The sequence below is a fragment of the Azospirillum brasilense genome (assembly GCF_005222205.1).
Lineage (GTDB): Bacteria > Pseudomonadota > Alphaproteobacteria > Azospirillales > Azospirillaceae > Azospirillum > Azospirillum brasilense_G.
On record NZ_CP032349.1, the window covers coordinates 470942 to 493923 of the forward strand.

A 22982-nucleotide genomic window follows, 5' to 3' on the forward strand; every position below is an offset into this window, starting at 1 on the left:
TCCAGAACCGGAGGAGTTAGAGACATGAAGCGCAGGACCCTGCTCGCCCTGGCCGTCGCCGCCGTCGCCGGCCTTTCCATCGCCCAGGCCCCCGCCGCGCGGGCCGACGCCCTTCAGGACATCACCAAGCGCGGCACGCTGCGCGTCGCCGTCCCGCAGGACTTCCCGCCCTTCGGCTCGGTCGGCCCGGACATGGCCCCGCTCGGCTACGACATCGACGTGGCGAAGCTGATCGGCGCGAAGATGGGCGTGAAGGTGGAGCTGGTGCCGGTGACCAGCGCCAACCGCATCCCCTTCCTGCAGACCAACAAGGTCGATCTGGTCATCTCCAGCCTCGGCAAGAACGCCGAGCGCGAGAAGGTCATCGACTTCACCGACGCCTACGCGCCCTTCTTCAACGGCGTCTTCGCCCCGGCCGGCGTGACCGCCTCGAAGCCGGAGGAGCTGGCCGGCAAGACCGTCGGCGTGACCCGCGGCGCCATCGAGGATCTTGAGCTGACCAAGATCGCCCCGGCCGACGCGGTCATCAAGCGCTACGAGGACAACAACGGCACCATCTCCGCCTTCCTGTCCGGTCAGGTCGAGGTGGTGGCGACCGGCAACGTCGTGGCGGCGGCGATCCTCGCCCGCAATCCGCCGAAGCGGCCGGAGCTGAAGTTCCTCATCAAGAACTCCCCCTGCTACATCGGCCTGAGCAAGGAGCAGCCGGCCCTGCTGGAGAAGCTGAACGGCATCCTGGCGGCGGCCAAGGCCGACGGCTCGCTGAACGCCATCGCGCAGAAGTGGCTGTCCGCCGACCTGCCGAAGGACCTCTGACGATAGCAGGGCCGGGACGCCGGGGGTGGCTTCGGCCCCCACGGCGGCCCGGCGTGTGGAGGGCTGACCGGAGGGCCGCATGACCTACCGCTTCGATTATTCATGGATCGCCGAATACTGGCCCGTCATCCTGAAGGGGCTGGTGACGACGGTCGAACTGACTCTGATCGGCACGCTGTTCGGGGTGGCGCTGGGCATCGCCTGCGCCTGGACGCGGTCGCTCGGACCGCGCTGGCTGCGCCCGCCGGTCGTCGCCTATGTCGAGCTGATCCGCAACACGCCCTTCCTGATCCAGCTGTTCTTCATCTTCTTCGGCCTGCCGTCGCTCGGCGTGCAGATGACCGAGTTCCAGGCGGCGGTTCTGGCGATGGTCATCAACCTCGGCGCCTACAGCGGCGAGATCATCCGCGCCGGCATCGAGGCCACGCCGCGCGGCCAGTTCGAGGCCGGGGCCAGCCTCGCCATGACCCGCTTCGAAACCTTCCGCCACGTCGTTCTGATCCCGGCGCTGCAACGGATCTGGCCGGCGCTGTCGTCGCAGATCGTCATCGTCATGCTCGGCTCGGCGGTGGTGTCTCAGATCGCGGCAGAGGACATCACCTTCGCCGCCAACTTCATCCAGTCGCGGACCTTCCGCGCCTTCGAGAGCTATTTCCTGACCACCGGCCTCTATCTGCTGCTGGCGCTGGCCCTGCGGCAGGCGCTGCGCGGCGTCGGGCGGATGCTGTTCCCGCGGAGGGCCGCGCGATGATGAGCTTCACCCTGTGGGACATCCTGCGCAACCTGCTGCTGGCGGCGCGCTGGACGGTGGTCCTCTCGCTCGTCTCCTTCATCGGTGGCGGGCTTTTGGGGATGGCGCTGCTCTACCTGCGGATCGGCAAGGCGCGGGCCGGACGGATGTTCGTCCAGGGCTATGTCGAGCTGTTCCAGGGCACGCCGCTGTTGATGCAGCTCTTCCTCGCCTTCTTCGGGCTCGGCCTGTTCGGCATCGACGTTCCGGCCTGGCTGGCCGCCGGGCTGGCGCTGATCCTGTGGACGGCGGCCTTCCTGGTGGAGATCTGGCGCGGCTGCGTGGAATCGGTCGCCCGCGGCCAGTGGGAGGCGTCGGCCAGCCTCGGCATGGGCTACGTCCAGCAGATGCGCTACGTGATCCTGCCCCAGGCGGTGCGGGTCGCCGTCCCGCCGACCGTCGGCTTCTCCGTGCAGGTGGTGAAGGGCACGGCGCTGACCTCGATCATCGGCTTCGTCGAGCTGTCCAAGGCCGGCACGGTCGTCACCAACGCGACCTTCGAGCCCTTCACCGTCTACGGGCTGGTCGCCCTGATCTATTTCGCGCTGTGCTGGCCCCTGTCCAAGAGCAGCCAGATTCTGGAAAGGAAGCTCAATGTCGCTCATCGCAATCACTGAGGTGAAGAAGCGCTTCGGCGACGTCGAAGTCCTGAAGGGGATCAACCTGGACGTCGAGCGCGGCGAGGTCGTCGCCATCATCGGCAAGAGCGGCTCGGGCAAGAGCACGCTTCTGCGCTGCGTCAACGGGCTGGAGATGATCGACGACGGCTCGATCATGGTGGCCGGCGCCCAGCTCATCAACGACGACCTCCACCTGAAGGCGCTGCGGCTGAAGGTCGGCATGATTTTCCAGCAGTTCAACCTGTTCCCGCACCTGTCGGCGGGGCGCAACGTCATGCTGTCGCAGATGGTCGTCAAGAAGACGCCCGCGCGCGAGGCGGAGGCGATGGCCCGCCGCATGCTGGAGCGGGTGGGGCTGGGCCACAAGTTCGACGCCTATCCCGACCAGCTCTCCGGCGGGCAGCAGCAGCGCGTCGCCATCGCGCGGGCGCTGTCGATGCAGCCGATGGCCCTGCTGTGCGACGAGATCACCTCGGCCCTCGACCCGGAGCTGGTGAACGAGGTGCTGGCGGTGGTGAAGGAGCTGGCGGCCGACGGCATGACGCTGATGATGGTGACCCACGAGATGCGCTTCGCCCGCGAGGTCTGCGACCGCGTGGTCTTCATGCACCAGGGCCGCGTGCACGAGATCGGCCCGCCCGAGGAGGTCTTCGGCAACCCCCGCACCCCGGAACTCCGGCAGTTCCTGGGCGCGCAGCTGGTGGTCTGATAGCAAAAGGGTGCCGGTGGCATGACCACCGGCACCCCTTCCTAGGAACGGATGATGGGGGCTCAGCGCGCCGCGGTCTTCTCGCTCACCACCCGCGGGGTGTCGATCATGTCGGCAACGAACTCCGCCAGACAGCGGTAGCTGAGGTCCTTCAGGTGCAGGCCGTCGGTGCTCAGCACCTGATCGGCGGCGAAGTGCCGGCTCTCCAGCCACCACGCCATGATGCGGTAGCGGTCGAGCACCGGCACGTCGAGTTCGCGGCCGAGTGCCACCACGGTGGACGCGTAGGCGGGATAGGAGTCGACCTTGGCCTCGCCGGGGAAGGACTGCGGATTCATCAGGATGACGTCGGCGCCGGTCTTGCGGATGCGGGCGATGCCATCGCGCAGGGTGGCGGCGAAGGCGTCGAGCGGCACCTTCTGGAAGCTGTCGTTGGTCCCCACCTGCCAGACCACGAGGTCCGGCTTGGCGGCCAGCACGTCCTTGTCGAAGCGGACGAGGTTGGCCCCCGCCGTCTCGCCGCCGATGCCCTTGTTCAGGACCTCGATGGCCGAGGCGGCGTGACGCTGCTCCAGAATGGCGTCGAGCTGGGCGGGGTAGGTGGCGGCGATGGTGGTGGCCCCGACGCCTTCCGTGCTGGACGACCCCATCGCGACGACCGTCAGCGGCTGCCCGGCGGCCAGAGCGGCCCGGCTGTGCGTCAGTCCGGCGACGGTTGAATCGGCACCGGGCGGGACCGGGCACAGCGCCGACGCGGTGGCGGCACCGCTCCACAACACCCAAGCGGCCAACACTCCGCCAAGCACCCGTCCCGTCATGAGCCACGCTCCCCTGGTTCGCCTCGTCGAGGCAGGCTGTCCGAGGGGCATGGTCCGGCGATCATGGTTAATGCATCGCTAAGCGAGCGGGCGGCTAACCCCTTTTCGCTCCTCGTCAAAAGGGATGCTTTGCCGGGCTCGTCTGTATTCGGAATACGGACGAATAGGTGATGACACGGTCCTGCCGGTCGCCAGTCTGGCGCTCCCGGCGTGGCTGCACGGGCGCGTCGCCGTGCCGGCGCCGGGGCGGCGGGAGGTTCGCCGCGCTGCGGCCGGATCGGACCGACGCGCGACGACCTGAGGCGCGCTATGGCATCACCTGACAACGTAACCGCGAAACCAAGCCGCCGCCGTGCTGTTCAACAGGATGGGCGTGGGTGCTTGAGGTGACTTAGCCCTCTCCCCTCCGAGGAGAGGGAAATGCCGATGGCGCCCGCTCCATCCCGTCGCTTCGCGTGGTTGAAGGCATGCATCTGGCTGATCTGTTCGTTGCGCTGCGGTGCCAACTGGATCGAGACACGAAAGAGACCGAACGCGCTGCACAGCGTCTGGAATTCGCACCCGACGATGCGGGTGGTGTGCTGTGCCGACTGATGGCGCTGTTGGGGGCTGACGACGGCGCTGATGCGCTCAAGGCGTGGGTTGACTTGGCCGACGAGAGAACACCGCTGGAGCGGTGTGTGCTGGCGGCCCAGGCCATCGACCAATGGTTCGCGCCGCTGGCTTCGCGCTTCCTGTCGCGAGGCGCTCTGTCCGATGGTCATCTGCGGGCACGGCAATGGTACAAGCGGCACGGGCGCTTCAACGGCGACGCCGCCGATGGTCAGCTCATCCTGCGGCCCGGGCTGTTCGACCGTTCGGTGAACATCCGGGAGGTCACGCCCCTGCGCGAGTCCTTCGACGTGGCCGACCTGTTCCACACCCTGCTCCTGCTGCCGCCGGCCCTCGCGGCGGAATGCCCGCACGGCGAGGAGGGCGAGCGGCCCGTTTCGCTGACCTTCCATCGGGTTCCCGAGGTCGCCGATCAGTGCCCCAGCGATCCCGATTGGGCGCCCGTCGTCGGGGTCGTCCCGCTCGCGCTCGCCGAGGACGATCTCGCCCTGCGGACCTTTGCCAAGGATGGCGCGGACTGGTACACCGCCGTCCCCAGCAATCTCGGCGCCCGCGCGGCGTCGGCCATCGACGCGCTGGCTGCCGAAGGGGCGACCATCGTCGTTTTTCCCGAGGTGACCGCCGATCCCGCGACGCTCGACGCCGTCCAGGCGGCGGTGCGGCGGCAGGCCGTGGACGGGCCGATCCGCTACGTGCTCGTCGGAGTCCGGCAGGATGGCGAGACGGGTGGCCAGCCGCGCAGCACCGCGGTCCTGCTCGACCGGACGGGCGCCGAGATTTTCCGCCAGACCAAGCTGCACTGCTGGGACCTCGACGCCGACCAGTGCCGCTCCTACGACGTGCGTGGCCCGGACGGGCGGCTGCTCGGCGCGGCGAAGGAGTTCATCGCGCCGGGGGATGGCGTCACCATCGTCGAGTTGCCCAACATGGGCCGGCTGGCGGTGATGATCTGCGAGGATCTCGGGCGCGAACAGCCGGCGGCGTGGCTATGCCGGGCCAAGCTGCTGGACTGGATCGTCACCCCGGTGATGGACGCCGGCCTGACGGAAGAGCGGTGGCAGGCCCAGGCCGGCGACGAGTCCTCCCGCGCCGGGTCGTGCCGGGTGGTGGTGGCGAACAGCATGGCCTTCTCGCACCGCTTCAACCGCGTCTGCGACGACGATGGGGAGGAGGGCAAGCGCATCACCGACTGCGGGGTCGCGCTGTTCTTCCAGCCGCGCGCCGACCCGGCGCAATCCTCGCGCATCCGCCGGCTGTCGCTTCCCATCGACGCGCCGGAGCCCGGCTGCGTCGCGGCCCGCTGGGAACCGCAAAGCTGGCCGGAGCTGAAGACGGAGGGCTGTCCATGAGCGGGGAGGCGTATCGGGCGCTGGCCGACGACATCCGGGAGGGCGTCGCGGCCGGACGCTGGGACGAGGCCGACGCGGACCTCGACACCCTTGCGGAGGAAGCGGCCCTGTGCCTCGTGCAGGACCGCACCGCCGACCTCGCCGCTCTGGCGCGGGAGGTTGCCCGCTGCCACGCGGCGCTGGCCCTGCGCGAGGATCGTGGCCCCGAGGCGATGCACCGGCTGGGGCAACTCCGCGCCATCGCCGCGCTGGTCGCCGCCGGCCGGGCGAACCGGTCCGCCCGCAGCGAGGCGGCGCTCGCCCGGGCCGGATCGCCGACCGCGGTGGTGCTGCACGCCCTGGAGGGCGGGGCGAAATCGGGACCGGCGCTGGTCGAGGCGACGGGCCTGTCGCACGACGCGGTGGCCCGCGCCCTGCCGGAACTGCGCGCCGCCGGGCTGGTCCGCTCCTGGCCGGCGGGGCGGCTCGTGATGAACGAACGGACCGGCTCGGCGGGGTAGCGGTTACTCCTTGGGCACTTCGCGCTCCAGCTCCTCCAGCCAGATGCGGGCGTTGCCGTCGGACGGGGCGCGCCAGTCGCCGCGCGGCGACAGGGAACCGCCCGCCGTCACCTTCGGCCCGTTGGGCATGGCCGAACGCTTGAACTGGCTGAAGCCGAAGAAGCGCTGGATGAAGACGCGCAGCCAGGAATGGATCTCGGCCAGCGTGTAGGCGCTGCGCTTCTCCACCGGATAGCCCGCCGGCCAGTCGCCACGCGCCGGGTCGGACCAAGCGTGCAGGGCGAGGAAGGCGATCTTCGACGGGCGCAGCCCGTAGCGCAGGGTGTGGAACAGGTGGAAGTCCTGAAGCTCGTAGGGACCCACGACGGCCTCCGAACTCTGCAGGGCGCGGTCGCTGCCGGCGGGGACCAGCTCCGGCGAAATCTCGGTCGCCAGGATGTCGCCCAGCGTGTGCAGAACCTCGTCCTGGAACTGGCGGGAGCCGATCACCCAGCGGATCAGATGCTGGATCAGCGACTTCGGGACGCCCGAATTGACGTTGTAATGGGCCATCTGGTCGCCGACGCCGTAGGTGCACCAGCCGAGCGCCAGTTCCGACAGGTCGCCGGTGCCCAGCACGATGCCGCCCCGCTGGTTGGCGAGGCGGAACAGATAGTCGGTGCGCAGCCCCGCCTGGACGTTCTCGAAGGTCACGTCGTACACCGCCTCGCCGCGGGCGAAGGGGTGGTCCATGTCCTTGAGCATCTGGTTGGCGGCGGGACGGATGTCGAGTTCATGGTGCGACACGCCGAGCGCGCTCATCAGCCGGAGCGCGTTGCCCTTGGTCTTGTCGCTGGTGCCGAAGCCCGGCATCGTGAAGGCGAGGATGTCGGTGCGCGGCCGGTCGAGCAGGTCCATGGCGCGGGCGGCGACGATCAGGGCGTGGGTCGAATCCAGCCCGCCCGACACGCCGATCACGATGCGCGGCATGCCCGTGGCCCGCAGACGCTGGACCAGCCCGGCGACCTGGATGTTGTAGGCCTCGTAGCAGTCGAGCTCCAGACGCTCCTGCGCCGCCGGGACGAAGGGGAAGCGGGGGACGTTGCGGCGCAGCCCGACGTCCCCGCCGGGCGGATCGACGCGGAAGGCAACCCGGCGGAAAGCCGTCCCGTGCAGGCGGCGGTTGTCGTCGAAGGTGCCCATGCGCAGCCGTTCCTGGCGCAGCACGTCGAGGTCGACGTCGGCGACGGCCATCTGGGCGCCCTTGGGAAAGCGCTCGGTCTCCACCAGCGTCTCGCCGTTCTCGAAGATCGATGCCTGCCCGTCCCAGGCCAGATCGGTGGTGGATTCCCCGGCGCCGGCGGAGGAGTAGAGATAGGCGGCGATGCAGCGCGCCGATTGCGACTTGCAGAGCAGGCGACGGGTTTCCGCCTTGCCGATGGTGATGTTGCTGGCCGACAGGTTCGCCAGCACCGTCGCCCCGGCCAGCGCCGCCTCGGAACTGGGCGGGACGGCGACCCAGAGATCCTCGCAGACCTCGGCGTGGACCACCAGACCGTCGAGGTCCTCCGCCTGGAACAGCAGGTCGGGGCCGAAGGGGGCGTCGAGGGCGCCGTCTTGGGCGCCGATGCGGATCGTGCCGCCCTCGGTCCCAGCGCCGGACGCGAAGTGGCGGCGCTCGTAGAATTCCCGGTAATTGGGAAGATGGACCTTGGGAACCACGCCCAGCAGCCGGCCGCGATGCACGGCGACCGCCGTGTTGTAGACGCGGCCGGCGTGGCGCAGCGGCGCGCCGACGAGAATCAGCGGCATCAGGTCGCGCGACTGTTCGACCAGATGGACGACGGCCTTCTCCACGGCGTCGAGCAGGCAGTCCTGGAGGAACAGGTCGTCGATGGCGTAGCCGGACAGCGCCAGCTCGGGGAACAGAGCGACGGCGACCGCCTGTTCGTCGCACTCCCGCACGCTGTCCAGCACCGCGGCGGCGTTCGCCATGGGGTCGGCGATGGTGCAGGGCGTCGTGCAGGCGGCGACCCGGGCCATCCCATGGCGATAGAGTGATCCAAAGCTCAGGGTCCGAGCCGCGCCGTCAACCGTCATCGTGATCCTCTCCCAACCGGTCCTGCGGTAAAGCCCACAGGAGGGAAACCGGCGGAGGCCGCCGGTTGTCTCGCCCGCCGCATTCTGGCGGTTGCCGGCGCGCCGCTCAACCCATTGCTCAGGGCCGATTGATCATGGCCGACGGAACGGGGAGGGATCAGGCCGTCTTCACCTCGGCGATGAAGGCGTCGACGCTGCCCTTGAGGGCCACGGCGCGGCCCGCCACCTCGCGGGCGGATTGCAGAACCTGCGCCGAGCCGGCGGCGGTCGATTCCGAGGCGACGCGCAGCGTGCCGATGGTCCCGGTCACCTCCGCCGTGCCCTGCGCCGCCTGGACGGCGTTGCGGCCGATCTCGGCGGTGGCGGCCCCCTGCTGCTCGACGGCGGCGGCGACGGCCGTGGCCATCTCGTTCAGGCGGAAGATGACCGTGGCGATGGTCTGGATGGCGGACACCGCGCCGCCGATGGTCTCCTGCATCGCGCCGACCTGACCGCGGATCTCGTCGGTCGCCTGCGCCGTCTGGTTGGCGAGTTGCTTGACCTCGCTCGCCACCACGGCGAAGCCCTTGCCGGCCTCGCCGGCGCGGGCGGCCTCGATCGTGGCGTTGAGCGCCAGCAGGTTGGTCTGGCTGGCGATGCCCTGGATGAGGTCGATCACCTCGTTGATGCGCTGGCCGGATTCGGTCAGGGCGCCGACGCGCTCCTGGGCCTGCTGGGCCTGCCGCGACGCTTCGTCGGCGAAGCCGCGCGCCTCGTTCATCTGGCGCGACACCTCCTGAACGGTGGAGGTCATCTCCTCCGTCGCGGCGGCGACCGTCTGGACGTTGGCGGCGGTCTGTTCGGCGGCCGCACCCACGACGGTCATGCGTTCCGACGCCTGCTCCGCCCCGGCGGAGAGGGAGTGGGCGGTGGCCTCCAGCGCGGCGGCGGCGTCCTTCATCACATGCAGGGCCTCGCCGACCTCGCGGTCGAAGCGCAGGATCGTCGCGCCGACCGCCTCGGCGCGGTCGAGCTTGTGCCGGGCCTCGGCCTCCTGCTCCGCCTGGATGCGCTGGCGGTCGAGCGCGTTGTCCTTGAAGACAGCGAGCGCCCGCGCAATGTCGCCGACCTCGTCGCGGCGGTCGGCGCCGGTGATGACCACGGTCAGGTCGCCGCCGGCCAGACGACGCAGGCAGGACACCGCCTCCACGATGGGGACGACGATGCCGCGCGCCGACAACCAGCGCCCGATCAGCCCGCTGGCGAGGATGCCGAGCAGGGCGACCGCCGCGATCAGCCACGTGGTGCGGTCGGCCAGCGCTTCCGCCTCCTCGGAGATCCGCGCCGTCTTGGCGACGGTGAGGCCGTTGTAGTCCTGGACGGCGCGGATCAGCGCCTCGACCAGCTCCTGGCTGCCGGAGACGTTGTTCAGCACCTCGCGCCGGGCGTAGGTGATGCCCATGTCGGCGTGCTTCTTCGCCGCCTCCACGGTGGCGTCCAGGCTTTTGATATATGCGGCGTATTGGGTCTCGATGCCGTCGAGCAGCGGACGCTGCTGCGCGTCGGCGGCGTCGCGGGCGTGCTCCAGATGGGCGCGGATCTCAGCCTTGCGGTCGGCGACGACGGCCTCGATGGTGGCGACGCTGGCCGGGTTGGCGCCCATCTGGTACTCGGCGCGGCTCAGCTCGACCAGATAGCGGTTCAGCCGGGCGCCCTGCGTCGCCTCGCGCCCCGCCTCCTCGACCCGATTCAGCTCTCCGCCGAGCGTGGCGAGGCCGTAGCCGCTGACCAGGGCGGTGGACACCGAAACGGTGCCCAGCACCACGACGATGCCGAGAATCTTCCCGGCGATGCGCACATTCTTCAACTGCATGTCGGCCTCGGTCGCGCCCTCTTGCGGGTCAGCGCGCTAAATCGATGCGGTGGATGGGTAAGCCGGCATCGCCGGCGTCGGTGTTTGCGGCGCGGACGGCCCAGGCGGCGATCGCCAGATCCTGGATGCCCATGCCGGTGGAATCGAAGACGGTGATCTCGTCCGCGTGGGCGCGGCGGGGCGCCTTGCCCTCCAGAACGTCGCACAGCGTGCCGCGGATGGACTCGCGGGTCAGGCCATGCCCCAGCGCGTGCTGGCATTCGCCGAGTGCCGAGGCCTGCGCCCAGTCATCCACCCAGACAGCGGCGCCGAGCAGGATCGCCGGGTCCAGTTCCTGCTTGCCGGCGGTGTCGGCGCCCATGGCGCAGATGTGCGTGCCGGGGCGGACCCAGCCGGCCTGGACCACCGGCTCGCGCGCCGTGGTCAGGGTGATGAGCGCATCGGCGTTGCGCGCCGCGGTCTCGGCGTCCACGACCTCGACGGGCAGCCGCCCGGCGAAGGAGGCCGCCAGTTCCTCGGCCCGCGCGCGGTCGCGGTTGGCCACCAGGATGCGATCAAAGCGGCGCACCAGCAGCGCCGCCTCCAGATGGTGGACCGCCTGCCCGCCGGTGCCGATCAGGGCGAGCACCCGCGCGTCGGGCCGGGCCAGTTCGCGGATGCCGATGGCGCAGGCGGCGGCGGTGCGCAGCCCGGTTAGGTGGTTGGAGCTGACCAGCGCCGTCGGGCAGCCGGTCTCCGGGTCGGTCAGCACGGTGGTGGACTGGTGGTTGGTCAGGCCGCGGGCGCGGTTGCCCGTCCAGTAGCCGCCGATCTTCAGCCCGAGCAGCCCGATGGCGAGGTCGCCGCCGGCCTTGATGCCGTAGACGTCCGGCCCCGGCAGCAGCCGTTCGCGGACCACCGGGAAATTGCGCGCCTGCCCGCGAGAGACTTCGCGGAAGGCCATCTCCATGGCGTCGATGGCGTCGGCGGGGGACACCAGACGGCGGGCGGCGTTTTCATCGATGACGATCATTCGTTTGCTGCTCCCGCCGCTTCCAGAACCAGACGCGACAGCGCGTCCTCCGGCGTTTCCATCCGTGCCATGATCGAGAAGTGATCCTCCCCGGCCAGCGTGTGGTAGGTGCAGCGCGAGCCGCGGCCCCGGCACAGCGTGGCGAAGTCGCGCGATTGGGCGATCCAGGCGGGCGTCTCCGCCGAACCGACGACGACCGTCAGGGCCGTGGCGGTGGACGGCGGGTGGCGCATCGGGCTGACCCCGTCGACCATCTCCGGGCGCAGCCCGATGGTCTCGTTGACGGTGATGCTCAGCACCGGCTCCAACTCGTAGATGCCGCTGATCAGGACGGCGGCCTTGATGGCGCCGTCCTCCAGCCGGTCCGCTCCGGCGTCGTCGGCCAGAGCCATGGCGATCAGATGTGCCCCGGCGGAATGGCCCGACACGGTGAGGCGGTCGGGATCGCCGCCCAGCGAGGCGGCGTTGCGGTGAATCCAGCGCAGCCCCTCGCGGGTGCGCCGGGCGATCTCCGGCAGGGTCGCGGCCGGGCAAAGGTCGTAGTTCATGACCACGGTCGTGACGCCGCGCGGCACCAGCGCGTCGGCGACGTAGCTGTAATCAGCCTTGTCCCGCCCGCGCCAATAGCCGCCGTGCAGGAAGACGTGCAGCGGAGCGCCGGGGGCGGCGGCCGGAAACACGTCGAGCGTGGACAGCGGGCTGTCGCCGTAGGCGATGTCGTAGCGCGCGGCGCGGCGCTCGCGGGCGGTCCGGCTCAACGCGGCGGCGCGCTCGGCGTGGCGCGCGAAGTCAGGGACGGAATGGCGGGGGTTGTACTGCCACTCGTGATCGTCAGGGGTGACCGACACGATGGGACCTCCTGGGTTCCGGAGAAGGGGGGTGCTCAGACCAGATCCATCAGCTGGGTCCACAGCTGGTGCCGCTTGGCGACGTATTCCGGCGTGTCGCGCAGCGCCTCGCCCAGGCTGGCGCGCGGGCGCGGGATGTCGATGGGCACGATCTCGCGGATGCGGCCGGGGCGGGGCGACATGACCACCACGCGGTCGGCGAGGCAGACGGCCTCGTCCACGCTGTGGGTGACGAAGAGGATTGTCTTGCCCATGCGCTCGGTCAGGCCGAGCATCTCGTTCTGCAGAATCTCGCGGGTCAGCGCGTCGAGCGCGCCGAACGGCTCGTCGAGCAGCATGATCTCCGGCTCGATCGCCAGGGCGCGGGCGATGCCGACGCGCTGCTGCATGCCGCCGGAGAGCTGGTGCGGGAAGCGGTCGCCGAAGCCCTTCAGCCCGACGGTGGCGAGCACGCGCTCCGTCGTCTCGCCGTGGCGGGCGGCGGGGATGCCCTTGGCCTCCAGCGCGAAGCCGATGTTCTGGGCGGCGGTCAGCCAGGGCAGCAGGCCGTATTGCTGGAAGACGAAGCCGCGGTCGTGGCCGGGACCGGTGACCGGCTTGCCGTCGATGCGGATCTCGCCGCTGGTCGCCGTCTCCAGTCCCTGGATGATGCGCAGAAGCGTGGTCTTGCCGCAGCCGCTGGGCCCGACGAAGGCGATGAACTCACCCTCCTCCACGTCCAGGTCGACGCCGTCGAGCGCCGTCATCGACGGCCCTCCGGACACCGGGAAACGCTTGGTCAGGTTGCGGACGGACAGCTTGGGCATGGCACGGCACCGGGACTTGAGGCGGGACGGCGGGCGGAATGGGAGAAAGGAAAGGGGGCCGGCGGTGCGGCGCCGGCCCCGACGGGATTACGGCTGCTTGTAGGTGCCGATCTCCGCCAGCACCTCCTGGACGATGCTGGTGTCCAGCACCTTCTCGGCCGGGTGGACGGCCTTCTGCAGACCGCCTTCGACGTTCAGCTCCTGCATGTACTTGGCCTGTTCGGCGGTGACGGTGCCGTTCGGGTTCCAGATGCCGCCGACCTTGTAGAACTCGTAGAACTCGGCGAGCTGCTCGTCGTTGTAGTCGAAGTGCTTCTTCGCGACGTCGAGCGCGCCCTTCTCGTTGTCGAAGATCCAGCGGGTCGCCTCCAGCTCCGCCTTGACGAAGCGCTTCAGCACGTCGCGCTTCTTGGCGATGGTCGCGTCGTTGACGTCCCAGGGGGTCATCACGTAGTTGGGCAGCTTCTTGGAGACGACGAACAGCACCTTGGCGTTCTTGTCGTGCGCGGCCTTCGGGTCGTAGTTCGAGACGGTCGCGTCGATGGTGCCGGTCAGGATGCCGTTGATGCGGGCCGAGGAGCCCTTCAGCGAGACCCACTGCACCGACTTGATCTGGTCCTCGCTCATCCCGGCCTGGCGCATCAGGGCGGTGATGACGACGTGCGGCAGCGAGCCGGGGGAGGAGATGCCGACCTTCTTGCCCGGCAGGTCGGTGACGTCCTTCACGCCCGACGCGGCGTTGGCGTAGAAGGCGTAGTGCAGGCCGGTGTGGACGCCGCCGATGGTCTTCAGCGCGCCGCCCTTGTCGGCCGCCGCCAGCGTCTCCGACATGCCGGCCTGGCTGACGTCCAGCTCCCCGGCGATCAGCGAGCGCACGGGGATGGAGCTGTCGGCGATGTGCACCAGCTCCACCGTCAGGCCGTTCTTCTCGTAGAAGCCCTGGTCCTGCGCGACGAACTCGACGAGGTTCAGGAACATCTTGGCCGGCATGCCGATCTTCAGCGCGTCGGCGGCGAGCGCGGCGGTGCTCATCGCCACGGAGAAGGCACCCGCCAGCAGGGCGGCCTTCAGCGAACGGGACATCATGCTCATGATCCCTCTTCCTTCCTCAATCCGGTGTGGTGTGGGGCGCGTGTGGTGCGGGGGAGGCGGGCCGGTCAGCGGCGGCGCCAGCGGCCGAAACGCTCTTCGACCTTTTGAACGAGAACCGTCAGCGCGTTGGCGAGCAGGGCCACCACCAGGACCGGGGCGAAGGCCTTGGCCGTCTCGAACGCGTTGGTGTAGTTGATGATCAGGCCGCCGAGGCCGGAGATGGAGGTCAGGAACTCCGCCACGATCATCGCGATGATGCCGCGGCCGAGCGCGATGCGCAGGCCGCTCGCCACGTAGGGCAGGGCGTAGGGCGCGATGATACGGCGGTAGACCATGAACCGCGAGGCCATGAAGGCCTTGCCGATGTCCAGATAATGCCGGTCGACGTTCTTCACGCCGGTGACCGTGTTGATGATCACCGGGAAGACCGCGAACAGGATGATGATCGTGATCTTGGCCAGGAAGCCGATGCCCACCCACAGCATCAGGATGGGGATCAGCGCCACCAGCGGCATGGCGTAGAGCGCGTTGATGTAGGGATCGAGGATCACCTCCACCGTGCGGTTCGTGCCCATCGCGAAGCCGACCACGATGCCGATGACCGAGGCGATGACGAAGCCCAGGACGAAGGTCGACATGCTGTCCAGCGTCGCCGAGAGCAGCTCGCCGTTCAGCAGCAGCTCCCAGGTCGCCACGGCGATGTCGCTGGGCACCGCGACCAGCAGCTTGTTCGCGTCGCGCGCTGCGAATTCCCAGACGGCGAGCAGCAGGACCAGCGTGCCGATTTGCAGCAGCCGCTCGCGGCGCCTCTGCCGGTTGGGGTCGGACGCCGCCTCAGGCTCGCCGGCGCTTTTTGAAACGGCGCTCGCTTGTGCACTCCGCTGCACGCCTGCCTCCTGTGTGCGAGGTGATGGTATGGTGGGGTGGGTGTGGCGTTCGCCGCTGTGGGCCGCTTGGACCGCCGTTGATACGTATGCTAATCGAAGGTGGTAGTGTGGCGCAAGCAGATCGTCATACTGTCTGACAAGAAGAGAAACTTTATGTCAAATTTGCCGATAAATATTGTCCGCGTCGCCGCTCCCCTGCGCCAGCAGGTGATCGACCTGTTGCGCGCGGCCATCGCCGACGGGCGCTATTCCCCCGGCGACCGGCTGGTCGAGCGCGAGCTGTGCGAGGCGTTGCAGGTCAGCCGCCCGATCCTGCGGGAGGCGCTGCGCCAGCTGGAGGCGGAGGGGCTGGTCCACAACGTGCCCCAACGCGGGCTGGAGGTGGTGACCCTGACGGCGGAGGATGTCCGGCAGATCTATCAGGTGCGCGGGGCGCTGGAGAGCCTGGCGGCGGCGGAGTTCATCGCCCAGGCCAGCCCGGAGCAGTGGGCGATCCTCGCCGACGCCATGGCGGCCTTCGAGGCGGCGGCGGCGGAAGGCGTGCCGTCGCGCATCCGCACGGCGAAGACCATGTTCTACGACACGCTGATCGCCGGCTGCGGCAACCCGACGATGGCGCAGATCCTCAAGGCGCTGCACAACCGCATCCAGCTGCTGCGCGGGGTGTCGCTGGCCGAGCCGGGGCGGCTGCCCAACACGATCCGCGAAATCCGCGAGATCTTCGAGGCAATGACCGCCCGCGACACGGTGCGCACGCGCCAGCTCTACGACGAGCACATCGCCAGCGCCGCCCGCGTGACCATGCAGGCTTTAGCCGCCGGACGATGAGGGCTGGGCGGTTAAGGGTTGGTCAGGCGCCGCCGATGCCCTCGGTGAAGGTCTCGCCGGTCCTCGGGTCGATGTCCTCGCCGGTTCCCGGCGTGCCGGGCGCGGCCTCGTCGCGGTCGCTGGCCGGTTTCTTGCTGTCGGGGTCGTAGCTGCGCGGGGGATGGATGCCGGCGTCGTCCGGCTTCTTCGGGTCGCTCATGCGCCACCTCTGCGAAAAGGATTGCAACCTTCCCGTCAACAAGGGCGGGGGCGTATCCTCACGCGCATCGGCAACGCACCGACAGGGAAGGGACACGCGATGACGACCGCCAAGAACACCATCTGCCTCTGGTACGACAAGGACGCGGAGGCCGCGGCTCGCTTCTACGCCACGGTCTTTCCCGACAGCGCGGTGGGCGCCGTTCACCGCGCTCCGAGCGACTACCCGTCCGGCAAGGCGGGCGACGTGCTGACGGTCCAGTTCACGGTCGCCGGCGTTCCCTGCCTCGGCCTCAACGGCGGACCGACGCTCCAGCACAACGAGGCCTTCTCGTTCCAGATCGCCACCGACGACCAGGAGGAGACCGACCGCTACTGGAACGCCATCGTCGGCAACGGCGGGCAGGAAAGCGCCTGCGGCTGGTGCAAGGACCGCTGGGGCGTCTCCTGGCAGATCACGCCGCGCGTGCTGACCGAGGCGTTGGCGGCCGGCGGCGACGAAGCCAGGCGCGCCTTCGAGGCGATGATGGGCATGACCAAGATCGACGTCGCCGCGATCGAGGCCGCGCGGCGCGGCTGACGATCCCCGGAGGGGGGCTCACCGGCCCGGAGCCGGCGCCTCCACAACCTCCGCCGCGCCGCGCGCGGGAACGCGCAGCAGGCTGGTCAGGCCGCCCGCCAGGGTAAGGGCGGCGGCCACCGCGAGGCCGAGGCGCGGCGCGGCCTCCGGACCGGACAGCAGCGAGAAGAGCACGGTCATCAGCACCGCGCCGGCGGTCTGTCCGACCAGACGCGCGGTGCCCTGCATCCCTCCCGCGGCCCCGCTGCGCGCCTTGGGCACGGTCAGCAGCATGTTGCGGTTGTTGGGCGTCTGGAACAGCCCGAAGCCGAAACCGCACATCACCATGAAGACCACCAGCGGCCACGGGTCCTGAGCGAGCGGCCAAGCCGCCGCCAGGGCGAGACCGGAGGCGAGCAGCAGGCCGCCCACGGCGCACAGCCAGCCCGTGCCCATCCGGTCGGACAGCCGGCCCGCGATGGGTGCGGCGACGGCGGTCGCCAGCGGCCACGGCACCAGGAACAGCCCCGCCGTGACGATGTCCTGGCCGAGCCCGTGCTGCAGATAGAAGGGCAGGGCCACGGTGCCGGCCATCTGTCCGGTGAAGCAGAGGACGGAGGCGACCACCGACAGGCGGAAGGAGCGCACCCGCAGCAGGTCGAGCGGCACCAGCGGCGCCTCGCGGTCCTTTTCGCGCCGGACCAGCCCGGCAAGGCAGAGCGTCGCGGCCAGCAGCAACGCGCCGCCGCGCAGGGGCTGTGATGCGATGGCTTCCGCCCCCATCACCAGGGCGGCGAAGAACCCGGCGTTGAGGGCGACGCTGACGGGATCGAGGCGGCGTTTGGTTCCCGCGATGGTGGGCAGCGCGCGGGCGGTCGCCAGAACCACGATCCCGACCGGGATGTTGACCGCGAACAGAAACGGCCAGGGAGCGACGGCAAGGATGCCCGCTCCAATCGTCGGTCCCGCCGCCGAGGCCAGCGCGATGGCCAGGGCGTTCCAGCCGATGGCGGCGCCGAGCAGCCGCTGCGGATAGACGAAGCGCAGCAGCGCGACACCCAGCGCCATCACCGCCGCCCCGCCGAGCCCCTGGACGAAGCGCGCGGCGATCAGCCAGGGCAGCGTCGGCGCCAGGGCGCAGCCGGCGGAAGCCGCGGTGAACAGCAGCACCCCGCCGGTGAACACCCGGCGGTGCCCGAGACTCTCGCCAAGGGCGCCGACGGGCAGGAGCGCGATCACCAGTGCCAACTGGTAGGCGGTGATGATCCAGACGGTGTCGGCGGGCGGAACCCCGAGGGTGTTGGCGACGGTCGGCAGGGCGACGTTGGCGATGGCGCCGTCGAGCACGACGAGCACGATCGCGGCGATGACGGACGCGGCGGCCACGGCGCGGCGGGGCATGGGCAGCCCGTCGGGATGCGGGGAATCCGGCGTTCGGGCGAGGGTGGAACGGGGCATCGGTGTCTCCAACAGGGGTTGGATCAATGTCGCTCTCCGCTTGGCATGGCGGAAGACGCCGCCTGTGCAGGTTATTCCTGCATGGGGCGCCATGTGTTAGCCTCGGGCTCCATGGCCGATCCCGATCTCAACCTGCTCATTGCCCTCGACGCGCTGCTGGCGGAGGGCAGCGTCGTCAAGGCGGCGCGGCGGCTCGGCCTCAGCGAGTCCGCGATGAGCCGCACCCTCGCGCGCCTGCGCGAGGTCACCGGGGACCCGCTGCTCGTCCGGGCCGGACGCGGCCTCGTCCCGACGCCGCGGGCCATCCAGCTGCGGGAGCGGGTGCCCGGCCTCGCCGAGGAGGTCCGCGCGGTGCTGCGCCCGGCGGAGGACATCGACATCGCCCGGCTGGAGCGCAGCTTCACCCTGCGCGCCAGCGAGAGCTTCATCGAGGTCTACGCCGCCCGTCTGGTCGCCTGCGTCGCCGCCGAGGCGCCCGGCGTCCTGCTGCGCTTCGCGCCGCGGGGCAACCGCGACGCGCAGGCGTTGCGCGACGGTCTGATCGACCTCGACATCGGGGTGCATTCGGAAACCACGCCGGAGCTGAAGGTGCAGAGCCTGCTCCGCGACCGGCTGGTCGCCGCCGTGCGGGAGGACCATCCGCTGACCCGGCAGGAGACGGTCACGCCGGAACAGTACGCCGCCTGCGGCCATGTGCTGACCTCGCGCCGCGGGCTGGTGCGGGACCGGGTGGACGAGGCGCTGGCCGCCCTGGGCCTCGCCCGCAAGGTGGTGGCGGTGGTGCCGAGCTTCCCGGCGGCCCTGGCGATCGTCCGCGCCTCCGACCTGACCGCCCTGGTCTCCGAACGCCAACTCGCCGCCGGGGTGGCCGGGGTGCGCACCCTGCCGCTTCCCGCCGGTCTGGAGGCCGTCCTGGGCGAGGTCGTGGTGACTCAGATGTGGCACCCCCGGCAGGACGCCGACCCGGCCCACCGCTGGCTGCGCGGGCGGATTCTCGCGGCCTGCCGCGAGCCGGATTGATCCGCAACACACCTTTGGCGGAGCGGAAGCGGCGCAACCTCCTCCTCCTCCCGGCATTGGTAAGGCCGGATCGACGTCGACGGCCGGGGCGCAATGACCGGATTCCGACGCGCGCTGGCGGGCTTGCTCCTCGGTGCCCTCCTCGCCCTGCCGGGCGCTCCGCTCCGTGCGGCACCGGAGCCGCTGGATCCGGCGGTCAGCACCGCCACCAACGACGTCCGCATCCTGGTCAACCTCTAAAGCGAACTTCCGTTCGCTTTAGACTCACATCGCCTCACTTGCCGGCGGGCTTCGGCCGCATGTGCGGCCGGGACCGCCGTCGCGGTCCAAAGCGGATTGCAATCCGCTTTAACGCCCACCTGTTCGCCGCCGTGCCGTCCCGTCCGTCCTGACGCCGCTACCGCGGATAGCCGGCGAATTTGTTGACGGAGATCGAGGTCGCCGCCACCTGGACATGCCGGGCGAGTTCCTGCTCGGCCGACTCCGGCGTCCAGCGGGTGGTGGGGACGGAGATGTTCAGGCCGGCGACCGCGTGCCCATGTTCGTCGGTGATGGCGGCGGCGACCGAGATGTCGCCCATCACCGTCTCGTTGGTCACCACGGCATAGCCTTTTTCCGCCGCCTCCTGCACGCGGGCGCGCAGCCGTCCGGGGTCGTTCACGGTGAAGGGGGTGAGCGGGCGGAGGTCGGTGCGGGCCAGGATCTCCTCCTGTTCCTCCTCCGACAGGCGCGACAGGATGGCGGTGCCCGACGCGGTGAAGTAGGCGGGCAGCCGGCTGCCGACCATGATGTCGATGTTCACCAGATGCCGGCCGGGGAAGCGGGCAACGAAGACGATCTCGTGGCCGTCCAGCTCCTGGAGGTTGGCGGTCTCGCCGACGCTCCGGCTGATGTCCAGCAGGTAGGGCGACGCCTTCTCGATCAGTTCGTTCGCCCGCAGGTAATTGTAGGAGAACTGCAGCAGCTTCGGGCTGAGCGCGTAGTTGCGCGTGCCGTGGACGCGCCGCAGATAGCCCAGCGTCTCCAGCGTGTAGACCAGCCGCTGGGCGGCGCTGCGGTCCAGCCCCGCCGCCTTGGCGATCTCGGACAGCGGCATCTGCCGGTGCGGGCCGTCGAAGGCGTGCAGGATCTGGAAGGTCTTCTCGGTCGAGCCGACGAACAGCGAGGATTCGCGCGGGTCGGCCTTCGGCTTGACGGCCGGCGCGGCCTGCTGGCCATCGCCGTCCGCCGTGGTGCCCGCCATGCTGCCCGCCATGCCGCCCGTCCTGGTGGTCTTTCCGGCCTTCATCGGTGCTCGTCCTCGCGTCGTCGGCATGGTTCGCCTACGCATAGCATCCGGCGCGCCGGATGCCACGCGCAAGCGTTGCCACCGGTCAGGCCACCGCGGCCGCCGGCAGCCCTTCATAGGTGGTCAGAAGGCGCGCCAGTTCGCCTTTCAGCGCCTCGCGCAGCTCCGGCCGCGGCTCGCGCAGCGGCGGCAGCATGGCCGGGGCGTTCACGCCGATCAGATCCATCACCGACTTCATCGGGCCGGGGTTGGTCTCGGCGAAGGCGAGGTTCATCATGGGGATGAGGGTGCGGTGCACCTCCAGCGCCTCGGCGGTCTTGCCGGACGAGGCGAGGTCGAAGACGAGGCGCCAGGCGCGCGGCAGGAGGTTGGCCGTGACCACGATGCCACCCTTGGCCCCCGCGGCCACATGCAGCGGGAACAGCGTGTCCTCGCCGCTCAGCATGGCGAAGGACGGGTCCAGCCCGGCCATCGTGCGCAGGAAGTGGTACATGTCGGTGTTGCAGGCCTTCATGCCGACGATCCGCTCGTGGCGCGACAGCTCGTGCAGCACCTCCGGATCGACGGCGATGCGGGTGCGGTAGGGGATCTCGTAGATCAGGATCGGCACCGGCGACTCGTCGGCGTAGCGCAGGAAGTAGTCGCGGATGCCGGCCTGGGTCGGGTTGGTGTAGTAGGGCGTCAGGACCAGCAGGCCGTCCACGCCGGCCGCCGCGAAATCGCGGCCCGCGGCCAGGGCGTCATGGTAGCCGGTGTCGAGCACGCCGGCGATGACCGGCTTCTTGCCGGCCATCGCCTCGACCGTCAGCGCGGCGAAGCGGTTGCGCTCGGCCCGCGCCAGCGCGCCGTACTCGCCGGTGCCGCCCAGCGGAACCACCCCGTCGATCCCCTGGCGGTTCAGCCAGGAGAACAGCGCCTTCGACGCCGCGACGTCGATGGTGCCGTCGGCGGTCACCGGCGTCGGGGTGGCGGGCAGAATGCCGCGGAGTTTGGTGGCATCGAGCATGATGTATCCTTGGAAGTGCGAAGAGATGGAAGCGTCGGCGCTGGCGATGGTCAGGAGGCCAGGCTGCGCCGGCGCAGCCGGTCCGCGGCGTAGATCAGCACCGCGACGAAGACGAGGAGACCGGTCGACACGGCCGCGATGACGGGGGAGACCTGCAGCGTCACCTCGTCCCAGAACTGCTTGGGCAGGGTGGCGCTGAGACCGCCCGACGAGAAAAGCGAGATGGTCAGCTCGTCGAAGGAGGTGGCGAAGGCGAACAGGAAGGACGACAGCATGCCGGCTCCCAGGATCGGGAAGGTGACGTGGCGCAGCGCGGCCAGCGGACGGGCGCCCAGGCTCTGCGCCGCGAGGTCGAGCCGGGTGTCGTAGTTGCGCAGAACCGCCGTCATCGTCATCACCACATAGGGGACGGCGACGACCGTGTGGCCGATCACCAGACCCAGGATGGTGCCGACCAGCCCCATCTGGGCGAACAGGTAGAACATGCCGACGGCGATGATCATGCGCGGCACGATCACCGGCGACAGGATAAAGGCCAGCATGGCGCCCTTGCCCCGCATCCGGCTGCGCACCATCAGGAAGGCCGCCGGCACGCCGATCGCCATCGAGAGAAGGCCGGTGCCGAAGGCCACCACCAGCGAGCGGGTCAGCGCCTGCATCCACAGCGGCGACTGGAACAGCTGCTCGTACCATTGCAGCGAGAAGCCGGTGGGCGGCCAGGCCAGACCGGCCTCGCCGAAGGACAGCGGGATCATCAGGAAGGCCGGCAGGCTGATCAGCACCAGCATCGTCCACACCAGCGTCCGCAGGGCGGCCGACGGCATCTCGCCGGTGCCGCGCGGGCGGCGGCGCGGGAACAGGCCGATGAGCGCGTCGCTCGCGGCCCCCAGCAGCCCGAGCACCCGGCCGCCCAGCCGCCGCATGGCGGTGTCGCGGTTGTGCGCGGCGCCCGCGGTCTCGCCGGTCAGCGTGGCGAAGCCGAAGACGCGGTCGTAGAGGACGAACACCGCCAGCACCACCGTCAGCAGCAGCACCGAGATGGCGCCCGCCAAGCCCCAGTTCAGCGTCTGCTGGATCTGGTCGATGATGAGCTGGGTGATCATCGTCTCGCGCCGCCCGCCGAGCAGGGCCGGCACGATGAAGAAGCCGATGGCCGTCACGAAGACCATGATCGCCGCGGCGGCGACGCCGGGCAGCGACAGCGGGAAATAGACGGTCCAGAAGGCGGTGCCGGGGCGCGCGCCGAGCGTGCTGGCGGCGCGGGGCAGGGTGCGGTCGATGTTCTCCATCACCGCCAGCATGGTCATCACCGCCAGCGGCAGCATGGCGTGCACCATGCCGACCAGCACCGAGCCGAAGCCGTAGAGCAGGTCGATGGGCCGGTCGATGATGCCCAGCGACATCAGCGTGCCGTTGATGACGCCGTTGCGGCCGAGGATGATGACCCAGGCGAAGGCGCGCACCAGGAAGCTGGTCCAGAAGGCCAGCAGCACCCAGAAGATCAGACGGCTCTTCGCCGGTCCCTTGGTGACGGAGATCAGGTAGGCGATGGGGTAGGCCCCGGCCACCGCGACCAGCGTCGTCGCCAGCGAGATCTTCAGCGTGATCCACAGCACGGTGACGTAGAGGCTGGACGAGAAGAGCTGCTGGTAGGGCGCCAGCGTGAAGCCCTGGCCGTTGTAGACGCTGAGCGCCAGGAGCTGGCCGACCGGGAAGACCAGGAAGACGGTGAGGAGCAGGACGATGGGGGCGCCCATCAGCACCGGCTTGCGCCAGGCCGGCGGGGCGCCGCGCCGTGGGGCGGCGTGGGGCATGGTCATGATCTGGTCGCTCAT

The 22982-nt window shown here is 70.0% G+C and carries 23 protein-coding genes; 10 read left to right on the forward strand and 13 right to left on the reverse strand.

Annotated elements, in window-relative coordinates:
• Positions 1 to 24 precede the first annotated feature (24 nt).
• The 4 genes from D3869_RS31300 (at position 25) to D3869_RS31315 (ending at position 2935) form a co-directional block, all read left to right on the forward strand.
• The gene (locus tag D3869_RS31300) at positions 25 to 816 is read left to right on the forward strand and encodes a transporter substrate-binding domain-containing protein (RefSeq protein WP_137143491.1); all 792 of its coding nucleotides are present in this window, start codon (positions 25 to 27) and stop codon (positions 814 to 816) included.
• A 79-nt stretch (positions 817 to 895) separates the two neighbouring features.
• Entirely contained in the window at positions 896 to 1567 is a 672-nt protein-coding gene (locus tag D3869_RS31305) for an amino acid ABC transporter permease (RefSeq protein ID WP_137143492.1), read from the forward strand.
• Positions 1564 to 2223 (forward strand): amino acid ABC transporter permease, encoded by a 660-nt coding sequence (locus D3869_RS31310; RefSeq protein WP_137143493.1) that lies wholly within the window; start codon positions 1564 to 1566, stop codon positions 2221 to 2223. Before D3869_RS31305 ends, D3869_RS31310 begins: the two co-directional genes overlap by 4 nt.
• Entirely contained in the window at positions 2201 to 2935 is a 735-nt protein-coding gene (locus tag D3869_RS31315; RefSeq protein ID WP_014197879.1) for an amino acid ABC transporter ATP-binding protein, read from the forward strand. Before D3869_RS31310 ends, D3869_RS31315 begins: the two co-directional genes overlap by 23 nt.
• A gap of 62 nt (positions 2936 to 2997) precedes the next feature.
• Here the strand turns inward: D3869_RS31315 and D3869_RS31320 are convergent, their stop codons facing one another.
• Positions 2998 to 3753, reverse strand: a complete 756-nt coding sequence (locus D3869_RS31320; protein WP_137143494.1) for an SGNH/GDSL hydrolase family protein — start codon at positions 3751 to 3753, stop codon at positions 2998 to 3000.
• Positions 3754 to 4400: 647 nt separating this feature from the next.
• On the opposite strand from D3869_RS31320, the gene D3869_RS31325 reads away from it, so the two are divergent.
• Together D3869_RS31325 and D3869_RS31330 are read left to right on the forward strand one after the other, a co-directional pair.
• Positions 4401 to 5714 (forward strand): hypothetical protein, encoded by a 1314-nt coding sequence (locus D3869_RS31325; RefSeq protein ID WP_247896081.1) that lies wholly within the window; start codon positions 4401 to 4403, stop codon positions 5712 to 5714.
• Positions 5711 to 6214 (forward strand): hypothetical protein, encoded by a 504-nt coding sequence (locus D3869_RS31330; protein WP_137143496.1) that lies wholly within the window; start codon positions 5711 to 5713, stop codon positions 6212 to 6214. The genes D3869_RS31325 and D3869_RS31330 overlap by 4 nt, the downstream gene beginning before the upstream one ends.
• Before the next feature lie 3 nt (positions 6215 to 6217).
• Here the strand turns inward: D3869_RS31330 and D3869_RS31335 are convergent, their stop codons facing one another.
• The 7 genes from D3869_RS31335 to D3869_RS31365 all read right to left on the reverse strand — a co-directional run bounded on the left by D3869_RS31335 (position 6218) and on the right by D3869_RS31365 (position 14790).
• Positions 6218 to 8266: an NAD(+) synthase gene (locus D3869_RS31335; protein ID WP_175426706.1), complete on the reverse strand. Its 2049-nt coding sequence runs from the start codon at positions 8264 to 8266 to the stop codon at positions 6218 to 6220.
• Between the two features lie 184 nt (positions 8267 to 8450).
• Positions 8451 to 10145 carry a methyl-accepting chemotaxis protein gene (locus D3869_RS31340; protein ID WP_137143498.1) on the reverse strand — a complete coding sequence of 565 codons (1695 nt, stop codon included), beginning with the start codon at positions 10143 to 10145 and terminating at the stop codon, positions 8451 to 8453.
• A gap of 28 nt (positions 10146 to 10173) precedes the next feature.
• Positions 10174 to 11157: an ornithine cyclodeaminase family protein gene (locus D3869_RS31345; protein ID WP_137143499.1), complete on the reverse strand. Its 984-nt coding sequence runs from the start codon at positions 11155 to 11157 to the stop codon at positions 10174 to 10176.
• Complete coding sequence (locus D3869_RS31350; RefSeq protein WP_137143500.1) at positions 11154 to 12005, reverse strand: alpha/beta hydrolase; 852 nt, start codon at positions 12003 to 12005, stop codon at positions 11154 to 11156. Before D3869_RS31350 ends, D3869_RS31345 begins: the two co-directional genes overlap by 4 nt.
• A 35-nt stretch (positions 12006 to 12040) precedes the next feature.
• Positions 12041 to 12811: an ABC transporter ATP-binding protein gene (locus D3869_RS31355; protein WP_014197869.1), complete on the reverse strand. Its 771-nt coding sequence runs from the start codon at positions 12809 to 12811 to the stop codon at positions 12041 to 12043.
• A gap of 87 nt (positions 12812 to 12898) precedes the next feature.
• A complete protein-coding gene (locus D3869_RS31360) occupies positions 12899 to 13903 on the reverse strand; it encodes an ABC transporter substrate-binding protein (RefSeq protein ID WP_137143501.1) in 1005 nt (334 codons plus the stop codon).
• A gap of 65 nt (positions 13904 to 13968) precedes the next feature.
• Positions 13969 to 14790, reverse strand: coding sequence for an ABC transporter permease (locus D3869_RS31365; RefSeq protein WP_137143502.1), 822 nt, complete (start codon positions 14788 to 14790; stop codon positions 13969 to 13971).
• 153 nt (positions 14791 to 14943) lie between these two features.
• Between D3869_RS31365 and D3869_RS34590 the strand changes: the two genes are divergently transcribed.
• Positions 14944 to 15618: a GntR family transcriptional regulator gene (locus tag D3869_RS34590; RefSeq protein ID WP_282190195.1), complete on the forward strand. Its 675-nt coding sequence runs from the start codon at positions 14944 to 14946 to the stop codon at positions 15616 to 15618.
• A gap of 22 nt (positions 15619 to 15640) precedes the next feature.
• Here the strand turns inward: D3869_RS34590 and D3869_RS33370 are convergent, their stop codons facing one another.
• A complete protein-coding gene (locus D3869_RS33370) occupies positions 15641 to 15817 on the reverse strand; it encodes a hypothetical protein (protein WP_172428503.1) in 177 nt (58 codons plus the stop codon).
• 99 nt (positions 15818 to 15916) lie between these two features.
• Here D3869_RS33370 and D3869_RS31375 point away from each other — a divergent pair, with 99 nt between their 5' ends.
• Entirely contained in the window at positions 15917 to 16396 is a 480-nt protein-coding gene (locus D3869_RS31375) for a VOC family protein (protein WP_137143503.1), read from the forward strand.
• Positions 16397 to 16414: 18 nt separating this feature from the next.
• On the opposite strand, the gene D3869_RS31380 is transcribed toward D3869_RS31375, so the two are convergent.
• Positions 16415 to 17833, reverse strand: a complete 1419-nt coding sequence (locus D3869_RS31380; RefSeq protein WP_137143504.1) for an MFS transporter — start codon at positions 17831 to 17833, stop codon at positions 16415 to 16417.
• Positions 17834 to 17944: 111 nt separating this feature from the next.
• Between D3869_RS31380 and D3869_RS31385 the strand changes: the two genes are divergently transcribed.
• Both D3869_RS31385 and D3869_RS33375 read left to right on the forward strand, forming a co-directional pair.
• Positions 17945 to 18853, forward strand: coding sequence for a LysR family transcriptional regulator (locus tag D3869_RS31385; protein WP_137143660.1), 909 nt, complete (start codon positions 17945 to 17947; stop codon positions 18851 to 18853).
• Between the two features lie 93 nt (positions 18854 to 18946).
• Positions 18947 to 19093 (forward strand): hypothetical protein, encoded by a 147-nt coding sequence (locus D3869_RS33375; protein ID WP_175426698.1) that lies wholly within the window; start codon positions 18947 to 18949, stop codon positions 19091 to 19093.
• A 157-nt stretch (positions 19094 to 19250) separates the two neighbouring features.
• Here D3869_RS33375 and D3869_RS31390 read toward each other — a convergent pair whose 3' ends face one another.
• The 3 genes from D3869_RS31390 to D3869_RS31400 form a co-directional block, all read right to left on the reverse strand.
• Positions 19251 to 20141 (reverse strand): IclR family transcriptional regulator, encoded by an 891-nt coding sequence (locus tag D3869_RS31390; RefSeq protein ID WP_175426699.1) that lies wholly within the window; start codon positions 20139 to 20141, stop codon positions 19251 to 19253.
• Between the two features lie 85 nt (positions 20142 to 20226).
• Entirely contained in the window at positions 20227 to 21147 is a 921-nt protein-coding gene (locus D3869_RS31395) for a dihydrodipicolinate synthase family protein (protein ID WP_137143505.1), read from the reverse strand.
• Between the two features lie 50 nt (positions 21148 to 21197).
• A complete protein-coding gene (locus D3869_RS31400; protein WP_137143506.1) occupies positions 21198 to 22982 on the reverse strand; it encodes an ABC transporter permease subunit in 1785 nt (594 codons plus the stop codon).

What these genes read in the sequence shown, in the direction of transcription:
- D3869_RS31390 (WP_175426699.1), bottom strand. Translation starts at nt 20,141, where the DNA reads ATGAAGGCCGGAAAGACCACCAGGACGGGCGGCATGGCGGGCAGCATG.
- D3869_RS31340 (WP_137143498.1), bottom strand. Translation starts at nt 10,145, where the DNA reads ATGCAGTTGAAGAATGTGCGCATCGCCGGGAAGATTCTCGGCATCGTC.
- D3869_RS31400 (WP_137143506.1), bottom strand. Translation starts at nt 22,982, where the DNA reads ATGAGCGACCAGATCATGACCATGCCCCACGCCGCCCCACGGCGCGGC.
- D3869_RS31395 (WP_137143505.1), bottom strand. Translation starts at nt 21,147, where the DNA reads ATGCTCGATGCCACCAAACTCCGCGGCATTCTGCCCGCCACCCCGACG.
- D3869_RS31355 (WP_014197869.1), bottom strand. Translation starts at nt 12,811, where the DNA reads ATGCCCAAGCTGTCCGTCCGCAACCTGACCAAGCGTTTCCCGGTGTCC.
- D3869_RS31320 (WP_137143494.1), bottom strand. Translation starts at nt 3,753, where the DNA reads ATGACGGGACGGGTGCTTGGCGGAGTGTTGGCCGCTTGGGTGTTGTGG.
- D3869_RS33375 (WP_175426698.1), top strand. Translation starts at nt 18,947, where the DNA reads ATGACCGGATTCCGACGCGCGCTGGCGGGCTTGCTCCTCGGTGCCCTC.
- D3869_RS31345 (WP_137143499.1), bottom strand. Translation starts at nt 11,157, where the DNA reads ATGATCGTCATCGATGAAAACGCCGCCCGCCGTCTGGTGTCCCCCGCC.
- D3869_RS31360 (WP_137143501.1), bottom strand. Translation starts at nt 13,903, where the DNA reads ATGAGCATGATGTCCCGTTCGCTGAAGGCCGCCCTGCTGGCGGGTGCC.
- D3869_RS31380 (WP_137143504.1), bottom strand. Translation starts at nt 17,833, where the DNA reads ATGCCCCGTTCCACCCTCGCCCGAACGCCGGATTCCCCGCATCCCGAC.
- D3869_RS31315 (WP_014197879.1), top strand. Translation starts at nt 2,201, where the DNA reads ATGTCGCTCATCGCAATCACTGAGGTGAAGAAGCGCTTCGGCGACGTC.
- D3869_RS33370 (WP_172428503.1), bottom strand. Translation starts at nt 15,817, where the DNA reads ATGAGCGACCCGAAGAAGCCGGACGACGCCGGCATCCATCCCCCGCGC.
- D3869_RS31310 (WP_137143493.1), top strand. Translation starts at nt 1,564, where the DNA reads ATGATGAGCTTCACCCTGTGGGACATCCTGCGCAACCTGCTGCTGGCG.
- D3869_RS31305 (WP_137143492.1), top strand. Translation starts at nt 896, where the DNA reads ATGACCTACCGCTTCGATTATTCATGGATCGCCGAATACTGGCCCGTC.
- D3869_RS31375 (WP_137143503.1), top strand. Translation starts at nt 15,917, where the DNA reads ATGACGACCGCCAAGAACACCATCTGCCTCTGGTACGACAAGGACGCG.
- D3869_RS31300 (WP_137143491.1), top strand. Translation starts at nt 25, where the DNA reads ATGAAGCGCAGGACCCTGCTCGCCCTGGCCGTCGCCGCCGTCGCCGGC.
- D3869_RS34590 (WP_282190195.1), top strand. Translation starts at nt 14,944, where the DNA reads ATGTCAAATTTGCCGATAAATATTGTCCGCGTCGCCGCTCCCCTGCGC.
- D3869_RS31330 (WP_137143496.1), top strand. Translation starts at nt 5,711, where the DNA reads ATGAGCGGGGAGGCGTATCGGGCGCTGGCCGACGACATCCGGGAGGGC.
- D3869_RS31385 (WP_137143660.1), top strand. Translation starts at nt 17,945, where the DNA reads ATGGCCGATCCCGATCTCAACCTGCTCATTGCCCTCGACGCGCTGCTG.